Here is a 21,703-nt window from a genome sequence, read left to right on the forward strand (position 1 = left end):
TCAATGCCTCGCCAGGGTGACGGCCAGCGTCACGAAGGACATCAGCGCCGCGAGCCCCGACATGAAGCCGAGCAGCATGGTCGCCTGCCTGAGCGGGCGTTGCGCCTCCTTGCGGATCGCGATCAGCCGCTCGTCGAAGCCGCGCATGGTCGTGTCGAAGCGCATCAGGAAGACGTCGAGCTCGCTGAGGCGCTGCGAGATATGGTCGGCGCGGGCCGTCTCGGCCGCCTCGTCGCGCTGCACCGAATTGCCGCCCAGACGCTCCGTGACCTCGTCGAGCTTCTCGACCAGCTCCTTCTGGGCCAGCTGTCCCCGCCGGTTGAGCGCGATCAGCGCCTCGACGCGGTCGAAGAAGCGCGCCAGCGGCACCGCGATCGCAGCCTCGGCCGCAAGTTCGGCCGGCGGCGGCAGCCTGAGTTCCAGTTCGGTGCCCGTCGCCGGCGAGAGGCCGAGGATGACGAGCCGCTCGCGCACGGCCACGGTCGCGTCGTCGAGCTCCATCGAGAAGGCGTGGCGCCCGTCGCCGATGCCGTTGCGGCGCAGGTCGATGCGGCCCTGGTCGGCGACGACCTCCGCCACGACGCGGCCGTCGAGCATCAGCCTGACCCTGAGCCGCTCCTCGGGCCTGGCCTCGTCCCAGATCCAGCCATGTAGCCGGTTGCCGTCGAGGGCGTCGACCCGGCCGTTCATGCGGGCGGGCACCACGTTGGGCAACCGCTCGGTTCCGTCGGCATCGCGCGCTACGCTCATGCGGCCTCCGCGAGTTTGAGCTTGTCGAAGAGCGAGAGATGGGCGCGGGCGCATTCCGCGATGGTCGGCTGCCGGCGGATGCCGTCGACCAGCCGGTCCCACAGGCCCTCCTCGTCCATCGCCCGGCGCATCACGCGGGCGAGTTGGGCCGGGTCACTAGGGCGGGCATGCAGCCCATCGACCTCGTCGCGCACCATCTCGGCCATGCCGCCGATGTTGCTGGCGATGATCGGGCGGCGGTGCTGGAACGCCTCCTGGATGACGAGCGGCGCGTTCTCCCACCAGATCGAGGGCATCACCACCCAATCGATCTCGGCCATCAGCTCCGGCAGCTCCTCGCGCTGGTAGGGGCCGCAATGGGTCACCGCGGCGCCGGCCTCACCGAGCGCCTTATCGAAGGCGGCGACGAAAGCCTCGCTTTGGAACGGCGCACCGCCATGGATGCGCAGCTCGAACTCGCTTTCCCCGGCCAACTGCAGCAGCTTCGCCGCCCCGAGCAGTTCGAGCACGCCCTTCCACGGGTTGAGGTTGCCGAAATAGCCGAAGCTGGCGCGCTTGCCGCCCTTGACCGCATGCGGCATCGACAGCCGCGGCGGCCGCGCGTTCTCGATCACGTCGATCCGGTCGGCCCTCAGGCCCCAGTCGACATAGCGCTGGCGCAGGAAGCGGCTCGGCGCGACGAACTGGTCGACCGCGGCGAGATGCGTCTTCAGGAAGCGCTCGCGCAGCAGGAAGCGGTCGGCCGATATCTCGGGGAAGCAGCCGCGGCAGCTCGCCGGCGAGGCGCCGGAGCAGCGCTGCTTGTCGGTCGGCCGCGCCATCAGTCCGTCATTGTGGCAGATCGGGTAGTAGTCGTGCAGCGTCATCACGATCTTGGCGGAGGGCAAGAGCCGGCGTGCCAGCGTCAGGAACTCGGCGCCGATCAGCACGAGATGGTGGATGTGGATGACATCCGGCCGGAATTCCTCGAGCAGCCCGCCAAGATCCTGCAAGGTGCCGTAATGGTCGATCTGGCTGAGGAAGAAGCGGTCGAAATGCCCGCTCCAGAGCAGCAGGTCGCCGTCCGGGCCCGTCGTCTGGAAGGCCGTGCCCGGATGCGCCTCGCGATGGATCGCGTTGGTCGCGCCGAGGAAGAGCACCTCGCAGCCCTGCTCGCGATAGCCGCTGGCCAGGTCATGCGCGAAGATCTCGGTCCCGCCGGGATGCAGGTCGGGGTGGTTATGCGCGGCGACGAGGATGCGGCGCGTCATCGGCTGCGCTCCGGCTTGGTGGCGATCAGCAGGTCCTGGTAATGCGCCGCGCTGATGCCGCGCCAATGGCCGGGCCGCAGGCTCTCGACCAGCAATCCGGCACCTTGCGCCTGCGAAAGCAGGAACTCGTCGGCGATGCCGGCGGCGGCGAGCGGCGCCTCCTCGATCGCGTACCAGCCCGGCCCGTCCTGCCAGCGCTTGAACTTCAGGCGCTCCTGGCCGGTGGTCTGGCCATCGATGGCGAAGGCGGTGAGGAACAGCCGCCCGCCCGGCGCCAGCAGGCGCGAGGCCTCGTTGAGGTAGACGCTCAGCTCGTCGGGCGGCAGGTGCGTCGCCACCGAGACCATCGCGACGAAGTCGAAGCTGCCATTGGCGAAGCCGAACTGCACCTCCGTGCCCGGCAGGGAGCCCTTCGGATTGTAGAGCGGGTGGGCGATGTCGAGCCGCTGGAAGCGGAAGCGCGGATAGGCCGGTGTGATCGATTGGGCGCACCAGAGGATGCCATCCATCACCGGGTCGACGCCATCGTAGCTGCCACGCTCGGGGTCGAGGTACTGCGTCAGCGGCACCGCCATGCGGCCGATGCCGCAGCCGATGTCGAGCACGCGCTCATGCGGCTGGAGCCGGCCGAGGCGGACGAAATGGCCGAGGAACTCGGCGCCGATCGTGCGGTAGTCGCCATCGCCGACGAAGATGCTCTCGGGCGGGGGATGCGGCAGGAAGCGGTTGCGCTGGACATGGTCCAGCAGCCAGTCGAACTCCCTGCCCGGCGGGGCGGGCACGGCAATGGCGGGAGGCGGGTCGATGGGGCGTAGAGCCAGGGTCGCCGTCATGCAGCGGTAGCCCTCCTGAGGACGGTGCGAGAGAGGATGTCGGGTTCGCGGATCGCCGGCGGCTTGGCGGCCGGGGCAAGGTCGCCGCCCATCAGCGCTTCGATCTGATTGTCCCAGCGTTGCGTCTGGAGCCAGGCATTGTGCTGGGAGGCGACGCCGCGGGTATAGTCGGGGCTCTTTGCGATCGACTGGCGCTCGAGATGGTAGAGCGCCACGCCCGGCACGTATTTGATGCCGAGGCCGGCCTTCCTGATCTTCAGGCAGAGGTCGCTGTCCTCGTAGTCGCCGATGACGTAACTGCCGTCGAAGCCGCCGACGTCGTTGAACAGCGCGCGCGGCATCACCATGCAGGCGCCGGTGATGCCGGGCACCATGCGTTCGACATTGGCCGGCCCGTAATTGCTCGGCATGCCCTTGTGGAAGTGGTGGTTGAGCCAGATTCCGTGCCGGTCGCGCTTGAACAGCAGGCCGGCATGCTGGAGCGAGCCGTCGTCATAGAGCAGCTTGGGGCCGACGGCGCCGACGCGGCCGCGCCGGTCGAGCCTGCGCGCCAGCGCCGGCAGCCAGCCCGGCTCGACCGGGATGATGTCGGAGTTGACCAGCGCCAGCGTCTCGGCCCGCGCCACGGCGGCGCCGGCATTGCAGGCGGCCGAGAAGCCGCCATTGCGGCCCATCACCACGAGCTGCATCGGCAGCCCATAGGCGAGATGCAGCCCGCCGAGCAGATGCGCGACCTCCGCCTCGTGCTCGGGCGAATCGAGCACGTAGATCAGCTCGGCCTTGTCGCGGAACCAGGAATCGCCGGCGAAAGACGCGACCTGGATGCGCAGGAACTCGTAGACCCGGTAGAGCGGGATCACCACGGAGATGGCGGGCCGCGCCGGCAGGCTGCCGATCAGCCGCAGGCTCGGTTCGGGCTGGCTCGCCCGCAGCGATGCCTGGCAGGCGGCGAGCACCGGCGCCAGCGTGCGTTCGAGGATGTCGCTGGTGAGATGCTGCGGCGGGATCGAGGCCAGCGCCCGCGCCCGGATCGTCACGGCATCGGCCGGCTGTGGCGCGGGACGTAGGAACAGCGAGGTGCCGGATTTCAGCCTGATCTCGCAGCGTGGCTGAAGCACCGGCGCGCCCGAGGCGTAGCCGGGCACGAGGCCGAGGAAACCCGTCGCCGTCCGGCGGTCGCCGCCGGGCTCGGCCGGCAGCAGCGCGCCGAAGCGCTCCAGGCGGTCAAGGATGGGCAGGGGCTCGCCCTCGCTGCGATGGACGAGGACCTGCTCGATCGAGCCATCGGGGTCGCGATACCAGCCGCCAAGCAGCAGGCCGGCTTCGTTGCAGACGGCGAGGTCGATCTCGGCGGAGGGCAGCTCGTCGCGCCGGCGCACATTCTGCACCGGCAGCGGCAGGCGCCGCTGCATCTCGATGGCGAGCAGGCGGCCCTGCTCCGAAATGCCTGCGAGTTGCTCGACGAGCCAGCTGCGGAGGTCGTCGCGCTCGCTCGCCTTGCTCGCCCACCAGCGGCCGAGGGTCGGCACCGGCGCACGCTCGGGCAGAATCCGCACGATCAGCCCGACATCGCTTTGCAGGATGACGAGCCCGGCATGGCCCGGCTGGAAGGCCTCGGCGATGAGGTGGAGCGGCTTGCGCCCGGCCTTGTCGGGCCGGCCGAGCCGGGGCCGCGCCTCGATGCGGGCGAGGTGGTTCTGGTCGAGCCAATAGGCCGCCTTGATCGCGCCGAGCCGGCCGGGAACCGAGGATTCGAGCAGCGTCCTGCCGGCGGGCAGCGCCGCGACCGGCATGGCTGGTCCCGGCTTGCGCGAGAGCGCCAGCAGGAACTGGCGCAGGAAGGCGAGATAGGCGCCACTCTCGCGCAGGCTGAACAGGGTCGGCCAGGTGCCGATCAGCGCATTGGCCAGCGCGATCCGGGCGGCCGGAGCCAGGTCGCGCGCGATCTCGGACGCGTCGGCCATGGCATGGGTGAATTCGGGGTCGAAGGAGATGAAGACGTCCGGGCCGAGCTGGCCGCCCGACAATTTGGCGGTGATCTCCTCATGGCCGCCATGGCGGAAGACCGAGACGATGCGGGCGCGCCCGTCGCCGAGCTCGAGGGTCAGCGAGGCCGAGGCTGCGCGCTTGCCGCCGCAGGTCAGCGAGACGCTCTGCCTCGCCAGCGGCGACCCGTCGAGCGTCCAGCTCAGCAGGAACATCGAGCCGCTGAGGCGGACCAGTTCGGTGGCGTTGACTTGGTCGCCGGCCGCCTGGGCCGGGGCGATCGTGAGCATGGCGAGATATCCCGGGGAGGGGTGCGACGCCGGCCGTGGCGGCCGGCGTCGCGAGGGTCATCAGGCGACGGTGAAGTAGGAGTTGGGGTCGCCCTGGACGTCTTCGGCGGTGACGCCGACCAGGGTCAGCGTGTCGCCGTTGCCGAGGTCGACGACGGTGTTGCCGTTGACCGTGGTGGCGCGCGCCGCGACGTCCTCGGCCGACGAGACGCCGGTGCCGTTGATGTCGGAGGCGATCTGCAGCATGTCCGAGCCGGCCTCGAAATCGAGGACGAGGTCGTTGCCGCCGCCGCCGTTGAAGATGAAGACGTCGCTGCCGGCGCCGCCGGACAGGATGTCGTTGCCGGCGCCGGCGAAGAGCACGTCGTCGCCCGCGCCGCCCTGCAGGATGTCGTTGCCGATGCCGCCATCGAGGATGTCGGCGCCGTCACCGCCCTGGAGCAGGTCGTCGCCGATGCCGCCCTGGAGGATGTCGTCGCCGGGGCCACCCTGGAGGATGTCGTTGCCCGCGCCGCCGATCAGGACGTCGTCGCCGTCATTGCCGCGCAGGATGTCGTCGCCGAGCCCGCCGGTCAGGACGTCGTGGCCCTCACCGCCGAACAGCGCGTCGTCGCCGTCGTCGCCGGAGACGACGTCGTCGCCGAGGCCGCCGAAGATCGAATCGTTGCCCTCGCCGCCGAACAGCGCGTCATTGCCGCCGTCGCCGTAGAGCAGGTCGTCGCCGTCTTCGCCGAAGAGCGAATCCACCTGGTCGCCGCCCTTGACGATGTCATCGCCGCCACCGGCGAGGATTACGTCGCTGAACCGGCTACCAATCAAAAAGTCATCGAATGCACTGCCTTCGATCGTGGCCATCTGTCACCTCCTGGGGCGATCTGGGAAGCGTCTGCCGGGACCGCGGCGCATGCGCCATTCGCCCGGACTGTTGACGCAATTCCGATGACAAGCGCCAGGCCCGCCATCGCTCGACATGAGTAGACTGAGGCAATATGTGCGGCGCAGCAAGCCTTTTATTGTGATGATATTGCGATGCAAAAAGATTTAGATGTTATGTCTCGCAAGTAAATTACTAGTGTTGCTCGAATACGTTTCAAAAATCGAACTATCGGTCAAAACTATACGATCGAATATTGTTTCGGAATTCGAAGTGAGTCGCCATGCATCGCAAATTCGCGAATGAAATCAATCCTCTCGGAAGGCGCGGTTGAAGCTGTCGGTAAAGGGCTGGAGCAGGTAGTCGACCGCCCGGCGCGAGCCGTTGACGATCAGCACTTCGGCCGCCATGCCGGCATGCAGCGTGATTTTATACTCCGCCAGGTTCTCCGGCGGGATCTCGGCGCGCACCAGGAAATAGGCGACGCCCGTTTTATCGTCGACGAGCTGGTCGGCTGCCACATAATTGACCTTGGCACTGAGCGGCGGCAGCAGCCGGGCGTTGAAGGCGGTGAGCCGGACCCGCGTCTCGGCGCCGAGCCTGACCGAGTCGATGTCGCGCGGGTCGACCTTGGCCTCGACGATCAGCGGCTCCTTCTCCGGCACGATGTCGAGGATCGGCTCGCCCGCCCCGACGACGCTGCCGCCGGTGCGCATCCGGATATTGGCGACGATGCCTTCCTGCGGCGAGGTGACGACGAGCCGGCGCAGCACGTCCTCGGCCTGGACGATGCGCTCGACCACCTCGGAGAGCGCCAGCTGGCTCTCCTGCAATTCCTTGGCGATCTCGCCCTGGCGCTCCAGGCTGATCGACTTGATCTCGAGTTCGGCGCCGGCGACGGCCTGCTCGGCCTTGGCCTTGCGCGCCGCGGTCTCGCCGCCGCGGCCGACGAGCTCGCTCTGCCTGGTCTGGAGGTCGACCAGCTGCGTGCGCTTGGCGTAGCGCTTCTCGTAGAGCTCGGCGACCATCTTCACTTCGTCGTCGATCAGGCTGCGTTGATGCCGCGTCGCGTCGATTTGCGCCTGCAGCGCCTCGGCCTCGGCCTGGTGCTGCTCGATGACGCGCTGCTGGATCCGGGTCTTGCCGTCATAGACCTGCGCCCGCGCCTGGAAGAGCTTGCGCTCGGCCCGGATCACCTCCTCGGCGATCGGCGTTCCCGCCATTTCCAGCGAATCCGGAAAATCGATCTGCCTGGCATCGGCCTGCTCGGCCCGCAGCCGGGCCAGTTTCGCCTCGAAGCCGATGCGCTTGCCGTGGAGCTGCTGCAGCTCGGCCTTGGCGCGGGCATCCTCCAGCCGCAGCAGGGGCTCGCCCTTCCTGACGCGGTCGCCCTCGGTCTTGAGCAGCATCTTCAGGATGCCGCCTTCGAGATGGCTGATCGTCTTGCGCTTGCTGTCGACGATCACCGTGCCGGCGGCGACGGCGGCATTGTCGAGCCGCGCCGTCATCGCCCAGGCGCCGAAGCCGCCAAAGCCGATCGCGATGGCGCTGACGCCGGCAAGCACGAGATTGCGCAGCGAGGGCACGCGCTCCTCCGGTTCCGCAGGCGGATCGAACGGCACCAGCGCGCGGTTGGGCTTCAGGTCGGGGAGCTTGCTCATGCCGTCACCTCGCGCGGCCTCGCCTCGAGCGGCTTGCTCGGTTTATTTGCCGGCTCGATTTCGACAAGCCCGCCGGGCGTGATCATCCCGGCGATGGACGAGCGCGGCCCGAACTGGGCGATGCGGCCCTCGCGCAGGATCATGATCTTGTCGACGATCTGCATCACCGAGGGCCGGTGCGCGATCAGCACGACCATCGCGCCGGTCTCGCGGGCCGCGTTGATGGCGCGGATCAGGCTCTGCTCGCCCTCGGCGTCGAGATTGGCGTTGGGCTCGTCCAGCACCAGCAGGCGCGGCGAGCCGTAGAGCGCCCGCGCCAGGCCGATGCGCTGGCGCTGGCCGCCCGACAGCCTGAAATCGCCATCGGCGACGCTGGTGTCGTAGCCGAGCGGCAAGCGTCCGATCAGCTCGTGCACGCCGGCGGTGCGGGAGGCTTCGAGGATCGAGGCCGGATCGGGCACGCGCATGCGGGCGATGTTCTCGGCGATCGTGCCGTTCAGCAGCGAGACCGATTGCGGCAGGTAGCCGACCATGTCGCCGAAGGAGCCGCGCTCCCACAGGAAGACGTTGTGGCCGTCGAGATAGACGCCGCCGACATTCGGCTTGAGCACGCCGACGAGCAGCCGCGCCAGGGTCGACTTGCCCGCCCCGGACGGCCCGACGATGCCGAGCACCTCGCCGGGCGAGAGCGAGAAGGAGACGCTCTTGATCACGGTCTGCTCGGCGCCTGGCGGCGCGTAGACGACGCGGTCGATCACGAGATCGCCCGTGGTCACCGGTGTCGGGATGGTCTGGCGCTGCGAGGTCCGCGTCAGCAGCAGCTCGCGCACCCGCTTCCAGGCGGCGGCGGCCAGCACCCAGGCGCGCCAGTCGTTGATCATCGAATCGAACGGCGCCAGCAGGCGCCCGAGCAGGATGCTCGCCGCCATCAGCGTGCCGACCGTGACTTCGTTCTTGATGATCAGCGTCGCGCCGGTCGCGTAGATCGCGAGCTGCATCGTCATGCGCGAGGAGCGGGTCAGGGCCGCGATGAATTTGGCCCGGCGCGTGCCGAGGTCGAGCAGCTCGATCATCGCGACCTGCTTGCCGCGCCAGCGCTTGGCCAGCGCCGGCAGCATGCCCATGGCCTCGATCGTCTCGGCATGGCGCAGGCTGGCGCCGACATCGTTGACGCTGTCGACCCCGGCCTCGTTGGCCTCCTTCATCACGCGCCGCGTCAGCACGTCGGCGAGCACGCCGAGCGTCAGCAGGATGATCAGCGAGATCACGCCGACGAGCCCGTAGATCGGGTGGAAGGCGAAGAGCACGGCGAGGAAGATCGGCGACCAGGCCGCCTCCAGCGGCGTCGCGATCGACGAGCTGGCGATGAAGTAGCGGATGTCGTTGAGGTCGCGGATCGCCTGCGTCGCCTGGGCCGAGCCCTGCTCGAGCGAGGTCGAGACCGCCGCCTCCAGCGCCGGCAGGTTGAGCCGGCGCGCGAAGATGCTCGCCATCGCCTGGAAGGTCAGCGAGCGGATGAACTCGATCGCGCCGTACAGGAAGAGCGCGCCGACCGCGATGACCAGCAGCATGGTCAGCGTGTCGAAGCTGCGGCTGACGATGACGCGCTCCTGCACCTGCAGCATGAACAGCGGCACGGTCAGCAGCAGGATGTTGACGCACAGGCTCAGGAAGCCCGCATAGGCGAGCCCGCCGGCAAAGGAACGTTGAAGCTCGCGGACCAAGCCGTCGGGCGCCGAGGGTGCCGCCTTCATTCCGATCTCCGCTTTGATGGTCGTCAGGAGCGGGCCACGGTTGTAGACAGGCGGCCGGCACGTAAGGTTGCATCTGAGGATGCCATCTTCTTACTAACGTGTCACGTAGGCTGTGTCGTTAATATGACAGATAAAGAATCGAATATCGCTGAATAGTATCGGAAGCCATGGATTGATTAGTGAATATTTCGAATTTCGAAACAGATTATATCTATCTCAAAATTGCTACAATCTTAGTTTTTGGATATCGGGGGTGGCATGTGCTTTGCGTGTAGGCTATTCGACTCACGGGGGTGGGTTGGGGTCAAAAAGGGGACATTGGGGAAAAATTGCTCATTTCGAAACCAGGCGGAGTAGAGAATGCATTCGAAACCGCACTACGGCGACCAATTCCTAGGCACGGTGCTCGATCGCGAGCAGAGAAACGGACGGCGAGCTGATTCGGACAACGGAGTTCCACGCATAGTGATGTCCCAGCTCGAACTGGCGCGGATGATCGAACGGGTCAGCCGGCGCTTCCTCGATTACCTCAGGCTCGAGTTGACGCGGCTGGGCGTCGACGACATCTCACCCTCGCAAGTGATGGTGCTGTTAACGATCGGCACCGGAGAGATCTCGGTCCGGGACCTGCTCGACCGCGGCTACTACCTCGGCTCGAACGCGTCCTATAACCTCAAGCAGCTGGTCGAGAACGGCTATCTCGATCGCGGCGCCTCGGCCCGCGACCGCAGGCTGGCGCGCATCTCGCTCTCGCCGAAAGGGCAGTTGCTCTGCGAGCGGCTCAGGATGCTCGACGAGACCAACCAGTTCGGGCTGAGCCAGGATATCGATATCGAGCCCGATCTGCAGACGACCTACGATACGCTGCGCCGCCTCGAGCAATGGTGCAGCGATGCGTTGCGGTATGGAGGGGTCCTGGTCGCGTCATGCACGTCCTATTCGTTCATCGCTCCGGATCTGGTCAATTTTCTCACCTGATCGACCGCCTCCTCGCTGAGGGGGCGGAGGTCACGCTGGTGACGGAGCGGGCGGAGCACAGCCGCCCCGGTCTCCGGCAGATCGCCTATGCGTTGGACGCGGGCTTGGCGGCCAGCCCGAGCCTCGCCGCGACGGAGTATCACGTCAGGACGGGCGAGGCGGTGGCCGCGGTGCTGAGACGGCTGCGTCGTGAGGATAGGCCGGACCTGATCATCGGCCATACCGGCTGGGGCGGCCTGCTCTTCGTCAAGGACGTCCTGCCCGGGACGCCGCTGCTGGGCTATTGCGAGTATTATTACAACGCCGACGATTCGGATTTCGATTTCGACCCGGCCTTCGGCATCTCCGAGGCGCAGCGGATGCGGCTGCGCATGCGCAACGCCGCGCAACTCGTGACGTTGCAGGCGGTCGATGCCGCCTATACGCCGACGCGCTGGCAGCACCGGCAGTACCCGGCCGCTATCCGCGACCGCATCGCGATCTGCCATGACGGCATCGACACGCGCCTGTGCCGCCCCGACCCGGACGCGAGCTTCACCTTGCCCGACGGCCGCGAGCTGAGGCGGGGCGACGAGGTCGTCACCTTCGTCGCCCGCGATCTCGACCCCTATCGTGGTTATCCCCAGTTCATGCGCGCGGCAGCGCTGGTCGCTCAGGCCCGGCCGGGCGTGCTCTTCGTCGTGGTCGGCGGTGATGGCGTCGGCTATGGCCGGCCCCGATCCGATGGCCGGCTCTGGCGCGAGGTTATGCTCGCCGAGACCGGCCTGGGCGAGCGCATGGTCCATATCCCCTGGCTGGCGCGCGAGGACCTGATCCGCCTGTTCCAGGTCTCGGCGGCGCATGTCTACCTGACCGTGCCCTTCGTGCTGTCCTGGTCGCTGCTGGAGGCGATGGCCTGCGGCTGCCTGATCGTCGGCTCGCGCACCGGCCCGGTGCAGGAGGTCGTCAGCGATCGCCGCAACGGCCTGCTCGCGCCGTTCTTCGACCGCTCGGCGCTCGCGGGCACGATCGCCGCCGCGCTGGAGCGACAGGTGGAATACGAGCCGCTGCGCCAGGCCGCGCGCGCCGCCGTGCTGGGGAGGTTCGATCTGGAGGCTTGCCTCGACCGGCAAATGGGGCTGGTCGAGCGTCTGGTGGCGCAGAACGATTCCGCTCTCGCGCAGATGGACGGGCTAGCGGCCGGCTAGCGCCGCCTACTGGATCATATGCTCCCCGGCGCGCCGGAAGGTCATCGCCTCCGTGATCAATTGGCCGCGCCGGACCGGGCGGAAGCCGGTCTCCTGCCAGCCATCGGCAGCCATCAGGCGAGCAACCATGCCATGCACGCATTGAAGATGGGCCTCGCGATCACTGGAAAGCCAAGGACCCCACCATTCTTCGATCAGATTGATCAAGGGCTCGAGCGGCGGGTGACCGCATTCTGCTGCGTATTGCAGCGCAGCATGACCTGCGGGCGACGACATCACTTCCCAGATCTGGAGTTGCTCGGTGCCAGTCAACATGGCCGATGGACTCTCCGTCTATATAGCTGTGCCTGTGCCGCATCTGCCTCAGTTGAGAAATACTGACTATAGCAGATGACCGTTGTAGAACGCAAAACTATACGCTCAGACTTTTGGGTCAGATGCGGGTGGCGGTGCGCTTTAGAGCATCGCCGGACGGCGGGGGCGCCGGCCCATGAGAAGACGATGTGAAAAGACGGAGCATCCGAGCGATTGAACGATCCAATCGGCTCGCGCATTGCTTCGGGCTGTGGCTTTTGAGGAAAGCGCGACACTGCGGCCCGCGCCTTGGGCGGAACAGGCTCGGCGGGCCGGGCGCACGATGAAACGAAGCTCCGCAATTCTTGCACGATCCTCCTGACATTCTGTCAGATGCCTTCGTCCTTGCCGGCCGGGCATCTATAATAGAACAACCGTAGATGGTGCGAGGCTGACGCCGGCTACGGAAACGGCTCCATCCGGGGATACGCGACATGACCGAGCAGAACGCGCTCGCCGACCTGATTGCCCGATACGCCACGAGCGATGGCACCCATGCGACGGCGATCCCGCGCCTGTCGCTGATCCGGATGTCGACGCCGACCGAGCCGATCCATGCCCTGCACGAGCCGGCGCTCTGCATCGTCGTCCAGGGCCGCAAGCAGGTGATGCTGGGCGACCGAATCTACCGCTACGGCCCCGAGCAATATCTCGTCGTCTCCGTCGACGTGCCGATCGTCGGGCAAGTGACCGAGGCCAGCCCGGGCGAGCCCTATCTCTGCTTCCGGCTCGATCTCGACCCGGGCGTGCTCGGCGCGTTGATCATGGAAGCCGGGCTCGATTCAGGCGCCAGCGACAATCCCGGCGCGGGCCTGTGCCTCGACCCGGTGACACCCGAGCTGCTCTCCGCCGCCAGCCGGCTCGTCACGCTGCTGGCGGCGCCGCGCGATGCGCCGATCCTCGCCCCGCTCGCGGAGCGCGAGATCCTCTATCGCCTGCTCACCGGCAGCCAGGCGCCGCGCCTGCGCGAGATCGCCCATGCCGAGAGCAAGCTGCAGCAGGTCAACCGCGCCATCGGCTGGATCAAGCGCAACTACGACAAGCCGTTCCGCATCGACAACGTCGCGCAGGAGGCGCGCATGAGCGCGTCCGCCCTGCACCAGCACTTCAAGGCGGTGACGGCGATGAGTCCGCTGCAATACCAGAAGCAGCTGCGCCTGCAGGAGGCGCGCCGGCTCATCCTCGGCCAGGCCATGGATGCCGCCACCGCCGGCCATAATGTCGGCTATGACAGCCCCTCGCAGTTCAGCCGCGAGTACAGCCGCCTCTTCGGCGCCCCGCCGATCCGCGACATCGCGCGGATGCGGGCGGCGCCGGAAAGCGCCGCGCTGATTTGAGGTCCGGGCGCCTGCTCACCAATAGGTCGTGAGGGCGTCGATATCCGGCCGCTTGCGGTCGGGCGGAATTTCCTTCGCCGTGCCGATATGGATGACGCCAGCCACCTTCTCGCTGCCGGACAGGCCGAACAGCGCCGCGACGCCCGGGCTATAGGCGGCCCAGCCGGTCAGCCAGGTCGTGCCATAGCCCGAGGCCTGGGCGGCGATGACGAGGTTCATGCAGGCGGCTCCGGTCGAAAGCTCCTGCTCCCAGACCAGGACGCGGGCCAGCGCGTCGCTGCGGCTGACGACGAGGACGATCACAGGCGCATAGGTCAGCGCCCGGCCCATGATCGCGGTGAATTTTTCGCGCCGCTCCGGGTCCATCGCCGCGTTCTCTGCGGCATAGAGCTTCGACACGCCCTCGCTCGCCCGCTGCCGGGCGTCGCCCGCCAACACGATGAAGCGCCAGGGCTCGATGCCGCCATGGTCGGGCACGCGCGCCGCGATGGTCAGGATACGGCGCAGCTCGCTTTCGCTCGGCCCAGGCTCACTGAGCGCGGTCATGCCGGTCGAGCGGCGCCTCTCCAGGAACGAGAGCAGCGCCTCGCCATCATGGGAGAGGGCTTCGGTCGCGGCGGCGGCGTGGTTGTTGCTCATGCTCATCCTATTCACGCCCAAGCCCGGCCGGCGGCCCTGACCAGCCGCAAATCGGTGACTGGCACTGGCCGCGCCGCACTGTCCAGCGCGGCCCGCAGCGTCTCGATATCGGCCTCGGCGCTCGGGCGCCAGCCGCAGGGGCAATCGCCGTCGAGCCGGTGCGCCTCGACGACCTCCTGGTAGATCGCGCCGACCGCCTCCGCGGTCAGCTCCATCACCGCGAGCGGCGAGAGCTGCGAATTGTGCAGCGCGTTGCAGAAGGCACTCATCAGCGCCTGCCTGAGTTCGGCGCGCAAGGCTTCGGTCTCGCGGGCGGGATCATGCGGCACGGTGCCCGCCCTCCACGCTTGCGCCGCGCGGACGCTCCGGCCGCTGCTCCAGCGCGACCGTCAGCAGGTCGACCAGCCGTTGCAACGTCTCGGTCAGGACGGAATAGGCGACGGCGTTGGCATTGGCCGGCCCCTTGGCGAAGGCGAGCGCGCGTTTGAATTCGAGCTGCGTCGCCCCGGTCCTGAGCACCTCCCGCACGATGAGCTCGTTGACCGGCCCAAGCGCCGCGGTGACGTCACGGCCCGAGATCTCGCCCATATCGAATCCCCGCGTTGAATCGACTTCTTGCAGTAGGGAGAGGGATACGCTCGCAGGAATACCCGCGCAAGATATTGTTTTTATTGGAAAAATAGAACAATTCGAAACTGGATCCACGGCTAAGAGGCCAGCTCATATGGCTTGCTGTGACGCCATTCCCGCGCATTGGGACGTTTCCCATCGTGTGTGATTAGATATCCCGCAGTCCTAGCGACAACGGCCTTTGTCGCATCCAGTCAGGAACCGGAGAGATGGCAGCCACCAAGACCGCCAAGATCCAACTCGAGAACGTGAACCATCCGGGAAAGACACAATCCGGCGATCCGGTGAAGTACGAGGCGATGAAGAGCGCCTTCCTGAGCGTGCTGCCGCAGGCGGCGCCGGGGCTGACCGTCGCCGAGCTCCGGGAGCGCATTCTGCCTCACCTTCCCGAGGAGCTCTTCCCCGGCGGGGCCACGGCCGGCTGGTGGGTCAAGGCCGTCCAGCTCGATCTCGAGGCGAAGGGCATCGTCGCCCGCGAGAAGACCACGCCGCTCCGGCTGCACAAGGCCTGACTTCTTGAGAATCTGGCTCATAAATCCCTGAGCCCTCATCCTGAGGAGCGCGGAGCGCGTCTCGAAGGATGCTCCAGGAGGTTCGGAAGCCCACTGGTTCACCCTTCGAGACGCCGCTGAAGCGGCTCCTCAGGGTGAGGGCTCGAATATCCAGTCGGACACTGAGTCCGCGCGCCCTGCATTCTGCATTCAGCCCCGGTTCATCCAGCCTGCGCTAGGCGCGAGACCGGGGATATCCGCGGCACGGAAAAATCCGGCTGCGGACATGCGTGTGTTCGAGTTCGGGGGAAATCCGCCTGTGCTGAAGCCGGCCGCTGCGCCCGGTCAAGGTCCGACTCCGCCGAGCGACCGGCAGGTGGCGCGGCGCTTCGCCGTCCTCACCAGCGGCTTCTGGCGCGGCGCGACGGCGCGGACAGCCTGTTTCTGGACGCTCTCGCTCGCGGCCTCGGTCATCGTCACGGTCTTCGTCAACGTCACCGTCAACCGCTGGAACGGCTGGTTCTTCGATGCGCTGGAGAAGAAGGACGCGCAGAGCGCGTTGACCGCGATGGCGGTCTTCCCGGTCCTGGCCGTCATCGTTGCCGGCGTCGGCGTCGGCATCCTGGTGACGCGCGAGACGCTTCAGGTGCATTGGCGGCAATGGGTCACGGCCAAGCTGGCCGATGGCTGGGTCGGCGAGCGCCGCTTCTACCGCCTCTCGCTCTCGGGCTACGAGCCCGCCAATCCCGAATACCGCATCGCCGACGACGTGCGCTGGGCGACCGAGCCGCTGGTCGATTTCGCCATCGGCCTGCTCTCCGCGCTGATCACCATCATCATGTTCATCGAGATCCTCTGGGAGATCGGCGGCGGGCTGACGGTTCCGGTGGGCGATGGCGTCATCATCATCCCCGCCTATCTCGTGCTGGCAGCGATCGTCTACGCGGTCGTGGTTTCGGCCCTGATCACCTTCGTCGGCCGCCGGCTGCCGGGCCTCGCCGCTGCGCGCAACGAGGGCGAGGCGCGGCTGCGCTTCTCGCTGATGCGCATTCGCGACCATGGCGAGGCCATTGCGCTGGCCCGCGCCGAGGCCGGCGAGCGCCGAGCCGTGGCGCGCACCTATGACAGCCTGGCCCAGCGTTGGCTCGCGATGATCCGCCAGCGTGGCCGCCTGACCTGGATCACCAATGGCAGCAGCGCGCTGGTGCCGGTCGTGCCGCTGCTGCTGGCGGCGCCGAAGTACCTTTCCGGCGAAATGTCGCTCGGCGGCGTCGTGCAGGTCGCGGCGGCTTTTGTGGCCGTGCAGAACGCCTTCAACTGGGTGCTCGACAATTTCATGCGCATCGCCGAGTGGCTCGCGGCGGCGCGGCGCGTCAACGAGTTGGCCGACGCGCTGGAGCGGCTCGGCGCCGGCCAGTCGGATGACCGCCTTGCCGTGCTGCCGAGCCCGGACGGTTGCTTGCGCCTCGCCGAGGTGACGCTGACCGACCGCGACGGCCGCAACCTCGTCGCCGATCTCGACATGGTCGCCCCTCCGGGCGCGACCTTGCATGTCTCAGGTGAACTCGGCCTCGGCAAGGCGGCGCTGATCCAGGCCGTGGCCGGGCTCTGGCCCTGGGGCAGGGGCGAGATCGCACTGCCCGCTGCCTCACAGGTCACGATCGTGCCTCATACGCTGCACCTGACCGAGGGCAGCTTGCGCGCGGTGCTCGACACGGCCCAACCGCTGCCGACCGAACGCCTCACCGACGCGCTGCGCCGCTACGGCCTCTCCAGCCTGGCCCAGCGCCTCGACGAGCACAACGACTGGGACAAGGCGCTCGCGACCGGCGACAGGCAGCGCCTGGCGCTTGCCCGCGCCGAGCTGGAGGCGCCGGACGTGCTCCTGCTCGACGAGGCGACGAGCGCGCTCGAGGTCGATGCCGCGCTCGACCTGATCGCCGAACTGCGCGCCGCCCGCCCCGACGCGATCATGCTGCTGATGGGCCAGAGCGCCGGCTTCACTGAGGCGGCCAGCCACCGCCTCGTGATGAAGCGCGCCGGCGGCGTCGCCCGCATGGCCGGGCATGACACGGAACCAAAGACCCATAGCCCTCATCTTGAGGAGCGGGCCTCGGCCCGCGTCTCGAAGGATGCTCCAGAGGACACTGGATCATCCTTCGAGACGCCGCTTTGCGGCTCCTCGGGATGAGGGTTGAGTTTCTCTTCGACCTTCTGTCCAACCCCTCACGGAGCTGATTCATGCTGAACATCTGGGATGCCTATTGGGGCCTTGAAGTCGAGCAATGCCCCTGCGACGTGCATTTCGTCGAATGGCTGGAGCAGCAGGGCCTCACCGGCAAGCGCATCTACCATTTCGGCACGGGCGGGCACCATTATGTCGGCATCCGCTGCGCCGAGCCCAAGCTGAACAACACCGTGCTTGGCATCACCGCCTCGCCGAAGGAGTATGAGTCCTTCATCGAGCTCGCGACCGAGAAGCCCACCCTCACCAAGACCTACTCGGCCTATTTCGGCGACATCTACACCAGCAACGCGAAGCTGCTGCCGCGCTTCGACATCGTCACCCTCTTCCATTCCGGAGAGTTCCGCAGCGAGAAGAACGACGCCTATGGCGCGCTGACCGACCTTGAGGTGATGCAGCTCTTCACCGATCAGACCGACGCGGGCGGCCACATCCTGTTCTACACCGGCTCCTACGCCTATGACGTGCCCGAGCGGCTGATCGCGGACTGGACGAAGTCGCACCCGGTCGAGGAGGTCGAGGGCTTCAAGACGCTGCGGATATTCCGCAAGGTAAAATGACCAGCACTTCGATTAACTGCAACCTGGGGCGGAAACCGGCTTGAATTCCCGGGCGGATGATGCAGCTTTCCCTGATGAGCGAGCTGTCCCGCGTGATCTATGCCCAGGAGCCCAATCTGGGCGTCTTCGAGTTCCGGCGCATCCTGGTCGATTCCGGCCTGGGTGGGATCCGGCCGATCGGCGATGAGCCGCGGCTGGAGAAGATGCTGTCCTCTGCCAACCTGCTCATGACCGCCCGGCTGGACCAGCCGGGCCGGCCGCTGGTCGGCGTCGCCCGCTGCGTCACCGATTTCGCCTGGTGCTGCTATCTCTCCGAGCTCGCGGTCTCGCCGGCGGCGCAGGGGCTGGGCATCGGCAAGGGCCTGCTCGAGGAGGTGCGCTGGCAGGTCGGGCCGAGCGTCAGCCTGATCCTCGCCTCGGTGCCGGAGGCCGTCGGCTTCTACGAGAAGGTCGGCATGGCGCGGGTGGACGACGCGTTCTGGTTCAAGCGCGAGTTCTGACGACGGATTTGTGGCGGCGTTGTCCTGCGCCGGCCTCATGGCGCGCATTCGCCGCGCTATCCCGGCTTGTGCATCGAGCCTGAGGCGCTATCTGTCGGGGCCGGGGCGCTTCGCCCTCCCGCCTGCAATCGGCGCCGTCTCGACAGGCCGGCCCCGCAACCGACCATGAGTCCGCATGTCGTTCGGCCCGCATGAGCCAGGAATGCCCCTGCGCAAGCGCAGCCGCTGGTGGTGGCTCGGCCCGCTGGCGAGCCTCATCATCTTCAGCGCCTCGCTGGTGGTGCTCTGGTACATCGTCCGCGAGATGAACCCGTCGGCGATCGCCGACACCTTCTCCAAGACGAGCTGGCGCCAGATCGGGCTGGCGCTCGGCTTCACCGCGCTGAGCTACCTGCTGCTCACCGGCTATGACGCGCTGGCGCTGAAGCGGCTCGGCCTCTCCATTCCCTACCGCACCACGGCGCTCGCCTCGTTCACCAGCTATTCCGTCTCCTTCACGCTCGGCTTCCCGCTCGTGACCGGCGGCACGGTGCGCTACTGGATCTATTCCGCCAAGGGCGTGCGCGCCTCGGAGGTCGCGAGCCTGACCGTGATCGCCGGCCTGACCTTCTGGCTCGGCCTGGGCGCGATCCTCTGCGCCTGCCTGTTCTACGCCACCGATTCCGTCGCGATGCTGGCGCGGACCTCGCCGCTGGTGGTGCAGGGCGTCGGCGCGGCGGTGGCGCTCGGCACGCTCGGCTACCTCGTCTGGGTCGCCACCGACGAGCGCACCTTGCGCGTCAGCGGCTGGAACCTGCCCTTGCCCGGGCTCGGCATCACGCTCGCCCAGATGGCGCTCGGCGCCTGCGAGGTCTGCGCCGCCGCCGCCGTGCTCTTCGTGCTGCTGCCGGGCGGGCACAACCTCGATTATCCCGCCTTCCTGGCGGCCTATATCTTCGCCTGCCTCATCGGCATCGCCAGCCACGCGCCGGGCGGGGCAGGGGTGTTCGAGGCGACGATGCTGCTGGCGCTGAACCGCCTGCCCTACGAGCAGGTCGTCGGCGCGCTCGTGCTCTTCCGCATCATCTACTACCTCGTGCCCTTCGTCTTCGCGCTCGCCCTGCTGGCCCTGAGCGAGATGATCAAGCGGATCAAGCGGCACGACATCTGAGGCCGCTCACGCCTCCCCGCCGTCGTCGAGGTAGTCCTTCGCGCTGAGCACGATCTCCGCGTCGGTCTCGCCGATCGCCGCCTCGTCCTTGTCCTCGTAGGGGATGGTGTGGAGCACGTGGCGGATGGCGTTGAGCCGGGTGCGTAGCTTGTCGTTGGCGCGGATCACGGTCCAGGGCGCCCCATCGGACGAGGTCCGCGCCAGCATCTGCTCGAAGGCCTGCGAATAGGCGTCGAAGCGCGGGATCGCCTCGAAATCGATCGGCGACAGCTTCCAGCGCTTGAGCGGGTCGTGCCAGCGCGCATGCAGCCGGCTCATCTGCATCTCCCGCCCGATCGTCAGGAAGAGCTTGATCAGCCGGACGCCGTCGCGCGCCAGCATGCCCTCGAAGGCCGGCGCCTCGCGCAGGAAGATGTCTGTCTGCGCCTGCGTGCAGAACTCCATGGCGCGCTCGACCCCGGCCCGGTTGTACCAGGAGCGGTCGAAGAACACGATCTCGCCGGCCGACGGCATCTCCGCGGCGTAGCGCTGGAAATACCATTGCCCCTTCTCGATGTCGGAGGGCTTGGGCAGCGCCACGACGCGCGCCTGGCGCGGGTTGAGGTGCTGGGTGAAGCGGGTGATCGCGCCGCCCTTGCCCGCGCCGTCGCGTCCCTCGAACACGATGACGATGCGCTCGCCCTTGTCGCGGGCCCAGCTCAGCAGCTTGAGCAGCTCGATCTGCAGCGGCTCCAGCTCACGGTTGTAGCGCTTGCGCTTCATCCGCTTGTCATAGGGGTAGTCGCCGCTGCGGAAGGCCGCGCTCTCGATCGCGGTCGGCAGCTCCTCCGCCTCGATGTTGAAGCTCAGGCGCGGCGTGGCCTTGCGGCGCGCGACGGGGACGATGGCCACGGCCTTGGCCTGGCGCTTCACCTTGGCTTTCGGTCCCGACCGGGCCGCCCGCTTCGCCTTGAGTCCCGACGCCGCTTTCGCCATCGCATACTCCTTTGCTGGCTCGCCAAGCTAGACCGGCAGCTTGAGCAGGGAAATGCCCGCGCCGCACTTATCCTTAGGCGGCACGATTGGCAGAGCGCCCGGCGCACCCTATAGGGCACAGGCATAACCCAGCGGGAGGGCATGGACCGCATGTTCGATGTCGTCGATCCTCAGGCTCCGGTCACGGCCGCTTTGGTCGAGGCGCTCGGCTCCGCCGTGGTGCTGCTCGACGCGCAGGGCGTCGCCCAGGCGCTGAGCCCGGCCATGCTGGCGCTGATTCCCGCGCTGGAGAAGGGCCAGCCGCTGACGCTGGTGCTGCGCGACCCCGACCTGATCGACGCGATCGAGGAGGTCTCGCGCCATGGCGGCCGCAAGATCGTCGAGCTGATCGAGCGCGTGCCGGTCGAGCGCACCTTCCGCATCCACATCGCCGCCCTCAAGGGCGGCGGCTGGCGCCGCGCGGTGATGCTGACCTTCGAGGATCTCAGCGAATTGCGCGTCACCGAGCGCATGCGCGTCGATTTCGTCGCCAATGCCAGCCACGAATTGCGCACGCCGCTCGCCTCGCTGCTCGGCTTCGTCGAGACCTTGCAGGGCCCGGCCCGCAACGACACCGGCGCGCGCGACCGCTTCCTCTCGATCATGCGCGAGCAGGGCCTGCGCATGGCGCGCCTGGTCGATGACCTGCTCTCGCTCTCGCGCATCGAGCTGCGCGCCCACCTGGCGCCGGAGACCCCGGTCGACCTTGCCGGCATCTCGCGCGAGATCGTCGATTCCCTCACCCTGATGGCGCGCGAGCGCAACGTGAACCTGCGCCTGGAGATGCCGGCCGAGCCGGTCAAGGTCGCCGGCGACCGCGACGAGCTGCTGCGCCTGATGGAGAACCTCGTCGAGAACGCCATCAAGTACGGCCGCGAGCACGGCGAGGTCTTCATCGAGGTCGCCGACGGCCCGGCCGAGGCCAGCGTCAGCGTCCGCGACGACGGGCCGGGCATCGCGCCCGAGCACCTGCCGCGCCTGACCGAGCGCTTCTACCGGGTCGACACTGCCGCAAGCCGCGAGGCCGGCGGCACCGGGCTCGGTCTCGCCATTGTGAAGCACATCGTGCTGCGTCACCGCGGCCGCCTCACCATCGAGAGCGCACTCGGCCAGGGCGCCACCTTCAAGGCGATTTTGCCGCGGCTGAGCCCGCAAAGCCGCTCGACATCGGCCTGAGATGGTTACCGAAAGTCATGGCGGCAGGTTGTCACATGACGGAT

The 21,703-nt window shown here is 67.6% G+C and carries 21 protein-coding genes; 9 read left to right on the forward strand and 12 right to left on the reverse strand.

What is annotated here, in order from left to right:
- The 7 genes from DWF00_RS23705 to DWF00_RS23735 all read right to left on the reverse strand — a co-directional run bounded on the left by DWF00_RS23705 (position 1) and on the right by DWF00_RS23735 (position 9,398).
- Positions 1-750, reverse strand: a complete 750-nt coding sequence (locus DWF00_RS23705; RefSeq protein WP_114831030.1) for a hypothetical protein — start codon at positions 748-750, stop codon at positions 1-3.
- Positions 747-2,000 (reverse strand): glycosyltransferase family 4 protein, encoded by a 1,254-nt coding sequence (locus tag DWF00_RS23710; protein WP_114831029.1) that lies wholly within the window; start codon positions 1,998-2,000, stop codon positions 747-749. The genes DWF00_RS23705 and DWF00_RS23710 overlap by 4 nt, the downstream gene beginning before the upstream one ends.
- Entirely contained in the window at positions 1,997-2,833 is an 837-nt protein-coding gene (locus tag DWF00_RS23715) for a class I SAM-dependent methyltransferase (protein ID WP_114831028.1), read from the reverse strand. The genes DWF00_RS23710 and DWF00_RS23715 overlap by 4 nt, the downstream gene beginning before the upstream one ends.
- Positions 2,830-5,109 carry a glycosyltransferase gene (locus DWF00_RS23720; RefSeq protein ID WP_114831027.1) on the reverse strand — a complete coding sequence of 760 codons (2,280 nt, stop codon included), beginning with the start codon at positions 5,107-5,109 and terminating at the stop codon, positions 2,830-2,832. The genes DWF00_RS23715 and DWF00_RS23720 overlap by 4 nt, the downstream gene beginning before the upstream one ends.
- A 60-nt stretch (positions 5,110-5,169) precedes the next feature.
- A complete protein-coding gene (locus DWF00_RS23725; protein ID WP_114831026.1) occupies positions 5,170-5,964 on the reverse strand; it encodes a calcium-binding protein in 795 nt (264 codons plus the stop codon).
- 327 nt (positions 5,965-6,291) lie between these two features.
- A complete protein-coding gene (locus DWF00_RS23730; RefSeq protein ID WP_114831025.1) occupies positions 6,292-7,644 on the reverse strand; it encodes an HlyD family type I secretion periplasmic adaptor subunit in 1,353 nt (450 codons plus the stop codon).
- Positions 7,641-9,398, reverse strand: coding sequence for a type I secretion system permease/ATPase (locus DWF00_RS23735; protein WP_114831024.1), 1,758 nt, complete (start codon positions 9,396-9,398; stop codon positions 7,641-7,643). Before DWF00_RS23735 ends, DWF00_RS23730 begins: the two co-directional genes overlap by 4 nt.
- 468 nt (positions 9,399-9,866) lie before the next feature.
- Between DWF00_RS23735 and DWF00_RS23740 the strand changes: the two genes are divergently transcribed.
- Positions 9,867-10,376: a MarR family transcriptional regulator gene (locus DWF00_RS23740; protein WP_114831023.1), complete on the forward strand. Its 510-nt coding sequence runs from the start codon at positions 9,867-9,869 to the stop codon at positions 10,374-10,376.
- Positions 10,325-11,563, forward strand: coding sequence for a glycosyltransferase (locus tag DWF00_RS23745; RefSeq protein WP_114831022.1), 1,239 nt, complete (start codon positions 10,325-10,327; stop codon positions 11,561-11,563). Before DWF00_RS23740 ends, DWF00_RS23745 begins: the two co-directional genes overlap by 52 nt.
- A gap of 6 nt (positions 11,564-11,569) precedes the next feature.
- Here DWF00_RS23745 and DWF00_RS29180 read toward each other — a convergent pair whose 3' ends face one another.
- Complete coding sequence (locus DWF00_RS29180) at positions 11,570-11,878, reverse strand: hypothetical protein (protein WP_114831021.1); 309 nt, start codon at positions 11,876-11,878, stop codon at positions 11,570-11,572.
- A gap of 473 nt (positions 11,879-12,351) precedes the next feature.
- Between DWF00_RS29180 and DWF00_RS23750 the strand changes: the two genes are divergently transcribed.
- The gene (locus tag DWF00_RS23750; RefSeq protein ID WP_114831020.1) at positions 12,352-13,254 is read left to right on the forward strand and encodes an AraC family transcriptional regulator; all 903 of its coding nucleotides are present in this window, start codon (positions 12,352-12,354) and stop codon (positions 13,252-13,254) included.
- 15 nt (positions 13,255-13,269) lie between these two features.
- Here the strand turns inward: DWF00_RS23750 and DWF00_RS23755 are convergent, their stop codons facing one another.
- From DWF00_RS23755 to DWF00_RS23765, 3 genes are read right to left on the reverse strand one after another with little or no spacing between them, the layout of a single operon-like run.
- Positions 13,270-13,893, reverse strand: coding sequence for a nitroreductase family protein (locus DWF00_RS23755; RefSeq protein WP_114831019.1), 624 nt, complete (start codon positions 13,891-13,893; stop codon positions 13,270-13,272).
- An 11-nt stretch (positions 13,894-13,904) separates the two neighbouring features.
- A complete protein-coding gene (locus DWF00_RS23760) occupies positions 13,905-14,222 on the reverse strand; it encodes a hypothetical protein (protein ID WP_114831018.1) in 318 nt (105 codons plus the stop codon).
- Positions 14,212-14,481 (reverse strand): hypothetical protein, encoded by a 270-nt coding sequence (locus DWF00_RS23765; protein ID WP_114831017.1) that lies wholly within the window; start codon positions 14,479-14,481, stop codon positions 14,212-14,214. The genes DWF00_RS23760 and DWF00_RS23765 overlap by 11 nt, the downstream gene beginning before the upstream one ends.
- Before the next feature lie 251 nt (positions 14,482-14,732).
- Here DWF00_RS23765 and DWF00_RS23770 point away from each other — a divergent pair, with 251 nt between their 5' ends.
- The 5 genes from DWF00_RS23770 (at position 14,733) to DWF00_RS23790 (ending at position 19,469) form a co-directional block, all read left to right on the forward strand.
- Entirely contained in the window at positions 14,733-15,035 is a 303-nt protein-coding gene (locus tag DWF00_RS23770; RefSeq protein ID WP_114831016.1) for a DUF6958 family protein, read from the forward strand.
- A 298-nt stretch (positions 15,036-15,333) separates the two neighbouring features.
- Entirely contained in the window at positions 15,334-17,205 is a 1,872-nt protein-coding gene (locus DWF00_RS23775) for an ABC transporter ATP-binding protein/permease (RefSeq protein ID WP_181832785.1), read from the forward strand.
- Positions 17,206-17,255: 50 nt separating this feature from the next.
- Entirely contained in the window at positions 17,256-17,819 is a 564-nt protein-coding gene (locus tag DWF00_RS23780) for a hypothetical protein (RefSeq protein ID WP_210207914.1), read from the forward strand.
- Positions 17,820-17,893: 74 nt separating this feature from the next.
- Positions 17,894-18,319: a GNAT family N-acetyltransferase gene (locus tag DWF00_RS23785; RefSeq protein WP_114831146.1), complete on the forward strand. Its 426-nt coding sequence runs from the start codon at positions 17,894-17,896 to the stop codon at positions 18,317-18,319.
- 202 nt (positions 18,320-18,521) lie between these two features.
- Positions 18,522-19,469, forward strand: coding sequence for a lysylphosphatidylglycerol synthase domain-containing protein (locus DWF00_RS23790; RefSeq protein WP_181832784.1), 948 nt, complete (start codon positions 18,522-18,524; stop codon positions 19,467-19,469).
- Positions 19,470-19,475: 6 nt separating this feature from the next.
- Here DWF00_RS23790 and ppk2 read toward each other — a convergent pair whose 3' ends face one another.
- Positions 19,476-20,444, reverse strand: coding sequence for a polyphosphate kinase 2 (ppk2, locus tag DWF00_RS23795; RefSeq protein ID WP_114831013.1), 969 nt, complete (start codon positions 20,442-20,444; stop codon positions 19,476-19,478).
- 141 nt (positions 20,445-20,585) lie between these two features.
- Here ppk2 and DWF00_RS23800 point away from each other — a divergent pair, with 141 nt between their 5' ends.
- Positions 20,586-21,659, forward strand: a complete 1,074-nt coding sequence (locus DWF00_RS23800; RefSeq protein ID WP_245974248.1) for an ATP-binding protein — start codon at positions 20,586-20,588, stop codon at positions 21,657-21,659.
- Positions 21,660-21,703 lie beyond the last annotated feature (44 nt).

It is taken from the genome of Allobosea caraganae (genome assembly GCF_003351345.1).
GTDB classification, from domain to species: domain Bacteria; phylum Pseudomonadota; class Alphaproteobacteria; order Rhizobiales; family Beijerinckiaceae; genus Allobosea; species Allobosea caraganae.